The sequence below is a fragment of the Prevotella sp. P4-51 genome (assembly GCF_002251455.1).
GTDB lineage: Bacteria > Bacteroidota > Bacteroidia > Bacteroidales > Bacteroidaceae > Prevotella.
The window spans coordinates 23624-36121 of record NZ_NPJM01000052.1 but is presented as its reverse complement, the minus strand read 5'-3'; the positions used below and the strand labels follow the sequence as shown (position 1 = coordinate 36121).

The window sequence follows — 12498 nt, the reverse complement described above, 5'->3', positions numbered from 1 at the left end:
TGTAACAAATAGAATTTTCAATTTCTTATCACGAGCAAGTTTTTTTGCAAATGATGGTATATTCATATTTCTGCTCAACTGATATACAAAAATGTACTTGTCACAAGTTACAGATGCATCTCCTATTTTTGATTTCCAAAATTCTTGACCTGCAAGTAGTACAGGATCAATACATTCTACAGAATCAGCACCTCCCAAACCCTTAACAAGTGGTATTCCACTTTTTTCTCTAACAGATATTTTATGAAAATCCTTGAGATACCTTCTATAAAAATCTTTATCGTCATTATCTATCTTAAAAGTACCAAAACTAGCAGCATATGCTATTTTTTTTGATCCATCACTGACAAAGTCAAGAAAAAACGAGCTATCATGCCCTTGGCATTTCAAATTCCAGACTTGATCGCTACCAACGACAAATTTATCATATTGGGAGTTAAGTTCCTTCAACTGTTCTTTAGACGTAATAACTTGTGTTTTCTTATAAGAATCCATCCAAGTCAGAAAATTCCTCTTCTTAGATCGTATAAAAGGAGCTATAACAAGATTTGCTCGTATGGCATTTATTATAGTTCTGTTCAAGCGCAAAGGAAGAAAATCATATTGCCTATCAATGGCAGGGCATCTATAATCTATTATATCACAATCGGCACCGAGTTCAGTTATTATATGTTGCAGTGCGGCAACCTGAAATACGGCACCATAATTATATGCATTTTGAAAGCTTAAAGTGGCTACCTTTATCATATTATCTTTTTTATTAATCTTCTAATTATGTTGAATAAGTATAAGCGTTCATCTTTTGACAAAACGATTAGGGCAGAAATAGAGATGAAGACAATGCTTAATGATGTCAAAACAATAAATGACATAACGTTTTGCACTCCATCTAACAACAATCTTTCAAATCCATAAACGCCAATACAACTAAAAAAATAAATTAAAAGGACAGGGGCGATTACAGATATAACAAAACTTCTTATGGATAAGTTTGCAAGTCTTTTTGCAAAAAATATGCGTAAAGCACATGCAAAAACTTCTACTACTATCATTCCAACTATAACATATTCTGCCCTCGCGTTCAGCTTTAATATCATGTAGGCAATCGGGATGTTTAACAGCATACATAAAGACACGCAAACTTGATAATTTCGTATTATCCCAGTTGCCTGTATCATAGACATTAAACCTATTGATAGTTGCTGAATTACTGACACTACAAGTATTAGCATACAAAAGTTCAGGGCATAATCTGGTACATCCTTTAACCAAATCTTTAAAATAAATTCCATCGAGAATAAAAGAGGTACAATAGCATATGATAAGAGGATGGATGAATATTTGCACTGCTTTAGTGACAAAGATATCATTCCTATATTATCTCCAACTCCGGCTCTTTGCATAATTTGGGGGTTCATTGCCTTCGTTATAGTTGCTGTAAAATTTAACAACTGACCTGATACTTGGTTTGCAATACCATACGCCGCATTAACTACTACACCCATAAATGTATTCATCACTATTGCAACTCCCTGTGCTCTGCCCGTTAAAGCTAATGCGCCAAACATATTCCAGAATGCAAAGAAGAACATCTCTTTCATTAACTTCTTGTCAAAAGCTTTAACAAAATGCCTTGTCTCTATATAATGCCTATGACAATATATATATTTGATCAGCATCGATACTAAACGGATTGTAATTAGTAAGACACCATAGAAAATCAGTTTGTCGTTATTATATACTAAAAGGACCAATGCGCCTATTAAACGAATTGTAGATTCTACTATAGTTGCTATAGAATACATCAACATGTTCTCATGCGCGTTCAGGACAGCGTCATATGGTACGGTTATTATGATAAGAAGTGTCCCTAAAATCGTAAGCTGATATAAATTTTTAGCAGCGTCCAATCTTTGTTCCGGTATTTGAATTGAAGAATCAAAGATAACTGGTACAAGGCATTCCAATAAGAAAAAAATTAAGATCGCCAAGATAAAGTGTAACATGAAACTGCTACAAAAAACCCTCTCAAGTTGTCCGCATTCACGCTGTCCCATAGCTACAGACATATATCTCTGTGAAGATACAGACATTGAGTTCTGTACAAAAGAAAGCAATGCCACAATACCTGATATCAAATTTACAATACCAAAATCCTCAACGCCTAGAGCTAACAGTATAAGTCTCGTAGAATACAAGTTAACAGATATTTCTATCAGTAATTTTGCATAGAGAATAACGGTATTCACTACCATCTTTTTATTTGAGTCCATTTTCATATTTAAGATATTACCTTATGCTGTTGAGAAACGCTTCATATGACTCAAACATAGGTGAACTATTCATAAAGGAATTCATTGTTTCAGAAAGATTTCCCCCCAATTTCATCCTTTGTAAAAAGACAGGGCTAATATTTTCTGTTCTTTGCTCGAACAAGAAGAAATAAGCAGGAAGTGCTTCTTTGGGTGGATTTACTCCAAATTTATTACGATAAGCAATTACGACACTTGCGGCTTCGTCGTATTGTCTTTTTTTTCTTTTATCATAAAATTCCTCAATTGTACATATGACTTTTGCAGGTGATCCTGCCACTACGCTATTAGCTGGTATCTTACCATGTACAACACTTCCTGATCCTATAATTACATTATCGCCAACTTCTGTATTCATCAAAATAATACTATTTACCCCAATAAATACATTGTTACCTATAACAACTTTTCCTACACCTCCTATAATAGTGCCATATTTTGCTTTTATCACCGACCATGAAAAGTCATGGTTTAAAATATGTACGCCCTGTGTTATATTAACATTATTGCCAATTGTAAGCATAAATGGAAACATTTCATCTATATAGGTATGATTAGGAGAATATATAATAACCCCTTCTCCAATGCTTGCGCCCTTCTTTCGAAGGTAGTTTACATAATCATTAGATGTTGACTTATGCCCCAACAGTATTTTTCTTATAGCATGTTTTAAAAAGTTCATAACATTTTATATTCATTTGTAGCCATACTTGTATTCTTTCTTTTCACGCTGACCAACTATTTTTGCGGGAACGCCTGCTACTATAGCATAATCAGGTACATCTTTGGTGACAATAGCACCCGATGCAACAATAGCACCTTTTCCTATCTTGATACCTGGAAGTATGATGGAACGGCTACATATCCATGCATACTCACCAATCTCAACAGGTGCACCTTTCCCACAAAAGTGTATATCATTATAATCGTGGTTTAATGACCAGATAATTGCTTCATAAGCAATAACTGCACTCTTTCCTATATGCAGTCCTTTTCGACCATCCAAAAGAACATGTGGCCCTATAGAGACACCATCTTCTATCGTAATGCCTTTAGGGTTTCGAATATGAAAGCCTTCCATAAGCATTGCGCGACCGTTAAGTTTAAGCCCCATCATCTTAAGCCACCAAATTCTTACATGTTTGCTTGGAAGATTGCATATAAAGGTATTGGTCATCCACCAGAGCAGGTCTTTTATCTTGTTTTTACCCCCCCCCCATTATAGGTCGTAATATCTTTTTAATCATATTGTTTTGTTTTTAATTATTCACTCCAAGTCCATTCTGTCCTCTCTATATCCTCTTCAATAAGAGGATTGCCACTCTGCACCTCAATAAAGGTGAGTTCGGTGAGGGCTTTGATGGCGTGCCAATGCTCCACTGGGATGACAACGGTATCGCCAGCCTTCACTTTCTGCTCCCGGCCATCAAGCACGAAGATACCTTCGCCCTGAACGAATGTCCAGGTTTCGCTTCTATGGTGGTGAATCTGGTAGCTGATGTTCTTGCCTTCCTTGAGCGTGATACTCTTAGTGAGGGAATGACGACCATCAGCATAATAGCTGTCATCAAGCACGCGATAGGTTCCCCAACGTCTTTCTTCGTACATGGGGCGTGGGGTGAGGTTTTCTACCGACTTCTTTATTTCCTCTGAATGTTCTTTGCTGCACACAAGGATGCCATCGGGACATGCGGCTACAACTACATCCTTCAGTCCGTCCACAAAGATGGGGTTCTGGAGTTCATTGATGACATGCGTGTTCTCGCAATGTGCGCCCATTACGGCATTGCCAATAACAGGCTTATGGAGTTCATCAGTAAGCGTGTTCCATGTGCCCAGGTCTTTCCACTCGCCATTGAAAGGAACAACAGCAACAGATTCTGCCTTCTCAGCCACTTCATAGTCGAAGGATATCTTTGGAAATTCGGAGTAGCGTGCGCGAGTATCCTCAAATCTATCGCTCGACATATATTTGCGAACGATATTCATCATGTAACCAAGACGGAAGGCGAAGACACCTCCATTCCAGTAAGCGCCTTGTTTCAAAAAAGTTTCAGCAACCTCCACTGATGGTTTCTCGGTAAAACGAGATACCATCTTGTAGTTTTCGTTATCAGCCTGTGCTGAGCCTGTCGAAGTATTTTCGTGCATCGGAATTACGTATCCGTATTTCTCGGATGCGTATGTAGGTGCTATTCCCATCAAAACAAGATCAGCCACATCGGCTTTTACGCACTCCACCATCTTACCGATGGTCTCGAAATAGCCAACTTCTGTATAGGGGTCGCATGGCATGATGACTACTACCTCATCATCGGCACATTGCTTTGCCAACTTCAGGTATGAGGCTGCAAGGGCAATGGCAGGAAAGGTGTCGCGTCTCTCGGGTTCGGTAACAAGGTTGACCGAGTCGCCAAGTTGATTGACAATAATATCCTGTTGGCTTGCATTGGTAGCCAAAGTGATGTCTTCAGTAAGATTGGCGAGACGAGCTTGACGAACAACTCGCTGCACCATTGATTCCATGGTTCCGTCCTCTTTCTCTAAAAGGGGAAGGAACTGTTTGGATCGTGCATTGTTAGATAGAGGCCACAGGCGCTTGCCCGAACCTCCGGATAAAAGTACTAATTGCATATTGTATTTATCTTTTATTATCTAATTTTGAGCCTCGCTACCTTTCGGGAGCAGTGGCGAGTTTCGTTTAACTAAGACTGGAACGCTCTTTGGCAGATGGAATCTGGCAATGTGCGTGAAGGTCGGCATCGAACTTGCGCTTGCTATCAATGGCAAGTTGGATGCGTTCTTGGCGCGCTCGCTTCTCTTCTTGAAGTGTAGCGAGGGTGCGTTTGGCTTTATCAATGTCTTGATGTATCATAATGTATCGTTTTATCGTTTGAAAAACGGATAGGGCTACTTGTCCCAAAGACCTCAATGCTCTCACAATCCCCCGAAAGTGGGAGCAAAAGGACTTTCGTCCTATCCTTTGTAGCGGATGATGAATTCGATTCACGGCTTCTCGCCTTTGCATCCGCTTTGGGAAAACAGCCTCGGAGGACTTATCACCAAAACATTCTTGGGCGAGCCAAGCGTCACTTCAGACCTTTACCTAAAACATTGCACTAAAAAGATATGGTTTCTGAAGATGCCGAGCGGCACTAAAAGATGACAGTATCCCCTTTAGCTGTATAATATTTCTTCTGTTTGGATTTACTTCACGATAGCCTCCTTTATACAGTCTACGATGTACTTCACATCATCATCTGAGACGTATGGACCTGCAGGGAGGCAGAAACCAATCTTGAAGAGGGATTCTGATACACCATTGATGTAGGCAGGATTGTTCTTGTAAACTGGCTGTTTGTGCATTGGCTTCCAGACGGGACGACACTCTACCTTCTTCGAGAGCATGAAGACACGGAGTGCTTCAACGTTCTCGTTAGGCTGGCAGTCGGTGGTGGCACTATCTACTGCTTTGATGACTCCGGCAGCTCCACCTACGGCAGTCTTGATGACTTCCTTGTAGGCATTCTCCTGACCCTTGATGCGGATCTCGGGACCGATGGTTGCTGCACAGAGCCAAAAATTGGCATCGTAACGAGGATCGGCTGGTTGCTCGTGGAGGGTAATGCCTGGAACGTCTTTAAAGAGTTCCTTGTAGAGTTCCTGAACGTGCTTGTGGTGGGCAATGTGGTCGTTGAGGACGGTCATCTGACCACGGCCGATACCGGCACATACATTGGACATGCGATAGTTGTAGCCAATGGCGGTATGCTCGTAGTATGGATAGGCATCACGCGCTTGAGTTGCGTACCACATGATGGTGTTAGCATCCTCGGCATTCTGACAGATGAGGGCACCACCACCAGAGGTTGTGATCATCTTGTTACCGTTGAAGGAGAGGACACCGAACTTGCCAAAGGTACCAAGTACCTGACCATTGAAGCGTGAGCCCATACCTTCGGCTGCATCTTCTACAACAGGAATGCCGTACTTGTTGGCAATCGCCATGATTTCATCAATCTTGTAAGGCATACCATAGAGGGCTACAGGCACAATAGCCTTAGGGTACTTGCCGGTCTTTTCCTTACGATCGAGGATGGCCTTTTCAAGGAGTTCAGGGTCCATGTTCCAAGTCTCAGCCTCAGAGTCAATGAATACAGGAGTTGCACCCAGATAGGTGATAGGATGTGAGCTGGCACAGAAGGTGAATGACTGTACGCATACCTCATCGCCAGGTCCTACACCACAAGCAAGTAATGCGAGATGCACGGCCGCAGTGCCTGCTGAGAGGCAGACAACCTTTGTATCCTTGAGTGCTGGATTGAGGTTCCATGCTGCAGATGTAGCCTCAGGGCAACGTGAGTCCTGATAAACGGCAGACTCCACGTTTCCTGTAACGAACTTGCGGAGATCTTCCTCGAAAGCGGTAACATTGGGGCCCATAGGAACAACCCAGTTTGTGTCAAAGGCCTCCTGAACATATTTCTGTTCAAAACCTTCGTCTGACATGTGGGCCAGGCAGAGATAGATGGTTTTTCTTTCTTCTGACATAGCTATATGATTTTTATTGTTTATATTTCAAGATGATGTTTTGTCGCTCAGCAAGGATTCGAACCTTCTCAACGGGTGTTGAGTAGCGAAAAAAAGCATAATTTGTCGATTTCAGCCTTAATTTAAGCGTCCAGGGCTGAATATGCGATACGAAAGTGGTACTAAATATATTTTCTTGATTTTGCAAATGCTCGTAAAGTGCTGTGTTTTAGAGGTTATTTCAAAGCATTGCGGTTCGGGTATTGAACCCTATCTGGATTGATTCTCAAAGACCTCATCTCGGACAAATCCCCCGATAAGTCCGAAGAAAGAACCAAAGCAGACCACCTGTACACCAACTAACCTTATTTCTGATCAATTATCTAGATTCTTATTTTACGATTGCTTCCTTGATGCAGTCAACAATGTAGCGAACATCATCGTCATTATTGAGTCATGGGTCATTAGTAAAGGGTCATAATTGATTTTGGGGGCATGACTTTTTAGGAGTTATGGGTAATGGGTCATGGGTAATGATTGTTTTTGCTCTGACCCAAGACCCATGACTCGTGACTCATGACTCGTGACTCTATTTTTTGATTTTTTCTTTGAGTTTCTTGACTATGGCTGTAAGTACCTTGAGGATACGAGTCATATCGTGATTCAAAGAGTTGAAGGCTTCATCTGTGAGATAACCATTGGCATGAAGTAGATTGAGCCAGTAGTCTGTCTCATCTGCTTCTTTGTAAGAAATACTGTATTTGTTCAAAAAGTCTGCATCTGACTGGGCGTGCTTGGCCTCTCTCGCGTTAGCACCTATACTCGTCCCTGATCGATACACTTGCTTAGACATCACAAACTCCTTGTCGGAAGAGTCTTCCGTCAAGTATTGATAGAGTCTTGTGATACGACAAGCAAAATCGAAACTCAAATCCAAAATGCCCGCATTCTGCTTTTGTTCCTCGGTCATAAGAGGTGCGAGTTTTCGTACCTTCTTTGGCTTTTGAGTGTACTTTGTTTGTTTCATAAGCTTTTTTTGTCAAGGGTCAAAGGGTATTGGTAACGAATGTATTAGAGCATGACCCATGACCCATTACCCATTACCCGTGACCCATGACCCGTGACCCATGACTCTTGGTTCGTGACTCTTTATTCAACAATAGCTTCGCGAATACAATCTACGATATAGCGAACGTCTTCGTCTGAAACATAAGGTCCTGCTGGCAAGCAGAATCCGACTTTGAATATGTCCTCAGAAACGTGGTTGACGTATGCTGCCATATTGGGGCCTTCTATAACGGAATACTCCTGACCCATGACTCCTGACCCATGCCCCACAACCTGTGAACCCTTGCGGTAAACAGGTTGACAGTGCATTGGCTTCCATACTGGACGGCACTCAACTTTCTTTGAGAGCATGAAGACACGGAGGGCTTCCACATTCTCGTTCGGCTGGCAGTCGGTGGTGGCGCTTTCTACGGCCTTGATGACTCCGGCTGCTCCACCTACGGCTGTCTTGATGACTTCCTTGTAGGCATTCTCCTGACCCTTGATGCGGATTTCTGGATCGATGGTGGCAGCACAGAGCCAGAAGTTGGCATCATAGCGAGGATCGGCTGGCTGCTCGTGGAGGGTGATGCCAGGAACATCCTTCAGGAGCTGTTTGTAGAGTTCCTGCACGTGCTTGTGATGGGCGATGTGGTCATTGAGAACGGTCATCTGACCACGTCCGATACCTGCACATACGTTGGACATGCGGTAGTTGTAGCCAATGGCGGTATGCTCGTAGTATGGATAAGCATCACGTGCCTGTGTTGCATACCACATGATGGTGTTGGCATCCTCAGCATTTTGACAGATGAGGGCGCCACCACCAGAGGTAGTGATCATCTTATTGCCATTGAAGGACAGGACACCGAACTGACCGAAGGTGCCGAGTACCTGTCCGTTGAAGCGTGAGCCCATACCTTCGGCTGCATCTTCGACCACGGGAATGCCATACTTGTCGGCAATAGCCATAATCTCATCAATCTTGTAGGGCATACCATAGAGGGCAACGGGCACGATTGCCTTGGGATATTTGCCAGTCTTCTCCTTACGATCGAGGATAGCCTGCTCAAGGAGCTGAGGGTCCATGTTCCATGTTTCAGCTTCAGAGTCGATGAACACGGGTGTTGCACCAAGATAGGTGATAGGGTGTGAGCTGGCACAGAAGGTGAACGACTGCACGCATACCTCATCGCCAGGACCTACACCACAGGCAAGCAATGCCAGATGCACAGCCGCCGTACCTGCTGAAAGGCATACAACTTTAGTGTCCTTCAGTGCAGGATTAAGGTTCCAAGCAGCTGCTGTTGCCTCTGGCCAACGAGAATCTTGATAAACGGCAGACTCTACATTGCCTGTTACGAACTTACGAAGATCTTCCTCGAAAGCGGTTACATTTGGACCCATGGGAACAACCCAATTAGTGTCAAAGGCTTCCTGAACATATTTCTGTTCAAGCCTATCCTCTGAAAGGTGCGCGAGGCACAAATAAATAGTCTTTCTTTCTTCTGACATAGTTGTATGATTTTTATTGTTTGTTTTCAATTTAAGCAATTTGTCGCTCAACAAGGATTCGAACCTTCTCAACACACGTTGAGTACCCAAAAAGAGCGTGAAACCATGAAATCATGGCTATTTTAAGCAGAACAAGCGGGAAATTAAGGATTTTAGCCACAAAAATACGTACCAAATGTGTACCAAATAAAATATTTCTCAATTTCAAGGCATTCCTATAGGTTGTATATCAGGGCGTTGAATCCATCTATCGTTGTCTGGGCAACATCAGGATATTTCATCTGATACTCATGGCGCATATCATCCTGCTTCTTCTCATCACGTGAGAAAATACGAATCTCACCTATGTCTGTACGAAGAAAACGATTCAAAACTGCGTTACCGAAGGAACCTGTTCCACCAGTAATCATAAGGGTTTTACCTGCAAAAATGCTCATAATTTTATTTTAGTTTAATTTGTATTTAATCTCTTCTAAAGATATCTCTTGTATATACTTTATCTTCCACGTCTTTCAAGCAATCATCAAAGCGGTTGGCGATGATGGCCTTACTTTGTACCTTGAATTCAGCAAGATTGTTGACCACCTTGCTACCAAAGAATGTTGTGCCATCCTCAAGGGTTGGTTCGTAAATGATAACCTCTGCACCTTTTGCCTTGATGCGTTTCATAATGCCTTGAATAGCAGATTGACGGAAGTTGTCGGAGTTTGACTTCATAGTCAAACGGTATACACCGATTACACAATTGTTTGGTTCTGCTCCGTATTGATTATTGCTTGAATAATCGTACCATCCTGCCTTTCGAAGCACTGCATCCGCAATATAATCTTTGCGTGTGCGGTTTGACTCTACAATAGCAGACATCATGTTCTGAGGTACATCCTGATAGTTTGCGAGGAGCTGTTTGGTATCCTTTGGTAAACAATAACCACCATAGCCAAATGATGGATTGTTGTAGTGTATGCCGATACGGGGATCAAGACCTACACCTTCAATGATGGCTTTTGAGTCAAGACCTTTCACTTCTGCATAGGTATCAAGCTCGTTGAAGTAGCTCACGCGTAGGGCGAGGTAGGTGTTGGCGAAGAGCTTCACGGCCTCGGCCTCCTTCATGCCCATGAAGAGGGTGTCCACATCGGGCTTCAGCGCGCCTTCCTGGAGGAGTGCGGCGAAGGTGCGGGCGGCATCCTTGAGCATCTCCACATCGGTGACCGACTCGATGGCGCGGTTCTCGGCGGCGAAGTCGGGATGCGACATGATCTTGGGGTAGCCCACGATGATGCGGCTGGGATAGAGGTTGTCGTAGAGGGCCTTGCTCTCACGCAGGAACTCGGGCGAGAAGAGCAGGTTCAGCTTCTTCACGCCGCGCTGGGCGTACTTCAGGTAGAGGCTGCGGGTGTAGCCTACGGGGATGGTGGACTTGATGACCATGACGGCATCGGGATTTACCTCCAGCACCAGGTCGATGACTTCCTCGACATGGCTGGTGTCAAAATAGTTCTTTACGGGGTCGTAGTTGGTCGGGGCGGCGATGACCACGAAGTCGGCGTCGGCATAGGCCCGGCGGCCGTCGAGGGTGGCGGTGAGCTGCAACGGCTTCTCGGCCAGGTAGCGCTCGATATAGTCGTCCTGGATGGGTGAGATACGGTTGTTGATCTTCTCCACCTTCTCGGGTATCACGTCCACTGCCGTGACACGGTGGTGCTGCGAAAGCAGCGTGGCTATACTCAGGCCGACGTAGCCGGTTCCGGCAACGGCGACACGTATGTCTTCAAAATTACGCATATAATAAATTGAGATAAAAGTTTTATGGGTTGGATTTACTCAGGCGTGTTTATCACATTATTATATTATATAAGGTATACTTGCTTTGCTCCACCTTAATCAAACACATAGCCATAGTTGGTGCGTAGCTCTTCGTACTCGGCTTCATAGCGCTGGCGCTGGTCTTCGTCCTTGAAGGTCGAGGCGATGCGGGCTATCTCCTGCATAACCTTGCGGCCAGCATCGATGATGGGCTGGAGGTCGTCTTTGACGTAGTCGAGGAAGGGGGCGTAGTAGTAGCCAATCTCTTCTATCATGAAATAGAAGGTGGAAAAGGCGTCCTTGATGTCAAGGCGCTTGCTGAGCACATCGGCGTGGGTCTGACGGAGGAGCATCTTGATGTTCTCGGTCTGTGCCGCCACCTCTTGGGCAGTCTTCACCTGATGGAAGAAGGTGTCGATAAAGGCATGGCGCTCATGGAGATTGCGCTTGTAGAAGGTGGCACGGTTCTTGGCGTCACCGTTTTTGCCGACTTCCTCAAAGCGCTCGGCGTGGACATTGGATATGGCCACAGCCATGCCACCGACATCCATCACCAGTCTGCGGTCGCGGGCAATGCGGATGACATAGCCTTCAAGGCCGGCATAGTCGCCAGAGACGATGCGCAGCAGGGTGCGGTTCTGGGCGTAATAGACAAAAGGACGGAGGAGGAAGCGCAGCCTGTCGGGCTCGGTCTCAGAGACACGCATGAAGGGCTCCATCTGGTTGCAGGGGATGGTTGCCACGCGGCCGGTGCTGCAGTTCTTGCACAGCTTGTGCATGGGCAGATGCTCGTCCAGATAGGCCTGGAGCTGACGGGGAGAACCCTGGAGGAAAATCAGTCCGCTCACCGAGGGCGTCTCGACCTGACGCATACCACCATGGTTGCTGCGACGGGGCAGATATTTGATAGTCTTGTGAACGAAATGAGGGATGCCGTCTTGCTGGAGCTGCTGTTCGATGGATTTGACCTTACGGTTGTGAACAAAGAGGTAGCTCCACGACGTGCAAGTCGTGTCTGTCGCATCTTTCTTGCGACGTGAACCAAGGGGTGTCGGTTTCACTTCGGCGCATTTCTTCATTGCTGGGCCAGATGGTGTTTCTGGCTCAGAAAGGTGGGTGCCCTCTGGAAACGCGGTGCTTTCAAGTGGTTGAAGGCGCTTGGTTTCGTCGGCTGTAGATGGAGAACTCGTGCAATCCTGCTTCATAAACTCTCTTCTACTTTATGTCTGCTTGGATGGTCATCATCACCTGGGATGAAAGGGCCAAATCTGCTAAGACATTGTGCATA

The 12498-nt window shown here is 44.4% G+C and carries 11 protein-coding genes and 1 pseudogene; all 12 read right to left on the bottom strand.

Annotated elements, in window-relative coordinates:
- A partial coding sequence (locus CIK94_RS07955; RefSeq protein ID WP_094422492.1) for a polysaccharide pyruvyl transferase family protein occupies nucleotides 1-747 on the bottom strand: 747 nt, incomplete at its 3' end.
- Complete coding sequence (locus CIK94_RS07950) at nucleotides 744-2279, bottom strand: oligosaccharide flippase family protein (RefSeq protein WP_094422490.1); 1536 nt, start codon at nucleotides 2277-2279, stop codon at nucleotides 744-746. The genes CIK94_RS07955 and CIK94_RS07950, both read right to left, overlap by 4 nt.
- Nucleotides 2280-2289: 10 nt before the next feature.
- Nucleotides 2290-2994 carry a DapH/DapD/GlmU-related protein gene (locus tag CIK94_RS07945; RefSeq protein ID WP_094422488.1) on the bottom strand — a complete coding sequence of 235 codons (705 nt, stop codon included), beginning with the start codon at nucleotides 2992-2994 and terminating at the stop codon, nucleotides 2290-2292.
- Nucleotides 2995-3006: 12 nt separating this feature from the next.
- Entirely contained in the window at nucleotides 3007-3393 is a 387-nt protein-coding gene (locus CIK94_RS07940; protein ID WP_254046171.1) for an acyltransferase, read from the bottom strand.
- Nucleotides 3394-3575: 182 nt separating this feature from the next.
- Nucleotides 3576-4946 (bottom strand): sugar phosphate nucleotidyltransferase, encoded by a 1371-nt coding sequence (locus CIK94_RS07935; RefSeq protein WP_094422486.1) that lies wholly within the window; start codon nucleotides 4944-4946, stop codon nucleotides 3576-3578.
- 67 nt (nucleotides 4947-5013) lie between these two features.
- A complete protein-coding gene (locus CIK94_RS14400; protein WP_158216540.1) occupies nucleotides 5014-5187 on the bottom strand; it encodes a hypothetical protein in 174 nt (57 codons plus the stop codon).
- Nucleotides 5188-5519: 332 nt separating this feature from the next.
- The gene (locus CIK94_RS07930) at nucleotides 5520-6863 is read right to left on the bottom strand and encodes a DegT/DnrJ/EryC1/StrS aminotransferase family protein (protein ID WP_094422484.1); all 1344 of its coding nucleotides are present in this window, start codon (nucleotides 6861-6863) and stop codon (nucleotides 5520-5522) included.
- 568 nt (nucleotides 6864-7431) lie between these two features.
- Nucleotides 7432-7869 carry a four helix bundle protein gene (locus tag CIK94_RS07925; protein ID WP_371591647.1) on the bottom strand — a complete coding sequence of 146 codons (438 nt, stop codon included), beginning with the start codon at nucleotides 7867-7869 and terminating at the stop codon, nucleotides 7432-7434.
- 122 nt (nucleotides 7870-7991) lie between these two features.
- A complete protein-coding gene (locus tag CIK94_RS07920) occupies nucleotides 7992-9404 on the bottom strand; it encodes a DegT/DnrJ/EryC1/StrS aminotransferase family protein (RefSeq protein ID WP_094422482.1) in 1413 nt (470 codons plus the stop codon).
- 260 nt (nucleotides 9405-9664) lie between these two features.
- Nucleotides 9665-9835, bottom strand: a pseudogene (locus CIK94_RS07915) (polysaccharide biosynthesis protein); the annotation flags it as partial.
- Between the two features lie 31 nt (nucleotides 9836-9866).
- The gene (locus CIK94_RS07910) at nucleotides 9867-11189 is read right to left on the bottom strand and encodes a UDP binding domain-containing protein (protein ID WP_094422480.1); all 1323 of its coding nucleotides are present in this window, start codon (nucleotides 11187-11189) and stop codon (nucleotides 9867-9869) included.
- A 95-nt stretch (nucleotides 11190-11284) separates the two neighbouring features.
- A complete protein-coding gene (locus CIK94_RS07905; protein WP_144008346.1) occupies nucleotides 11285-12415 on the bottom strand; it encodes a hypothetical protein in 1131 nt (376 codons plus the stop codon).
- Nucleotides 12416-12498 lie beyond the last annotated feature (83 nt).

Bases quoted from the DNA above. Each gene is read 5' to 3' on its own strand.
- CIK94_RS07950 (WP_094422490.1), bottom strand. From the start codon at position 2,279: ATGAAAATGGACTCAAATAAAAAGATGGTAGTGAATACCGTTATTCTC.
- CIK94_RS07945 (WP_094422488.1), bottom strand. From the start codon at position 2,994: ATGAACTTTTTAAAACATGCTATAAGAAAAATACTGTTGGGGCATAAG.
- CIK94_RS07940 (WP_254046171.1), bottom strand. From the start codon at position 3,393: ATGGAAGGCTTTCATATTCGAAACCCTAAAGGCATTACGATAGAAGAT.
- CIK94_RS07935 (WP_094422486.1), bottom strand. From the start codon at position 4,946: ATGCAATTAGTACTTTTATCCGGAGGTTCGGGCAAGCGCCTGTGGCCT.
- CIK94_RS14400 (WP_158216540.1), bottom strand. From the start codon at position 5,187: ATGATACATCAAGACATTGATAAAGCCAAACGCACCCTCGCTACACTT.
- CIK94_RS07930 (WP_094422484.1), bottom strand. From the start codon at position 6,863: ATGTCAGAAGAAAGAAAAACCATCTATCTCTGCCTGGCCCACATGTCA.
- CIK94_RS07925 (WP_371591647.1), bottom strand. From the start codon at position 7,869: ATGAAACAAACAAAGTACACTCAAAAGCCAAAGAAGGTACGAAAACTC.
- CIK94_RS07920 (WP_094422482.1), bottom strand. From the start codon at position 9,404: ATGTCAGAAGAAAGAAAGACTATTTATTTGTGCCTCGCGCACCTTTCA.
- CIK94_RS07910 (WP_094422480.1), bottom strand. From the start codon at position 11,189: ATGCGTAATTTTGAAGACATACGTGTCGCCGTTGCCGGAACCGGCTAC.
- CIK94_RS07905 (WP_144008346.1), bottom strand. From the start codon at position 12,415: ATGAAGCAGGATTGCACGAGTTCTCCATCTACAGCCGACGAAACCAAG.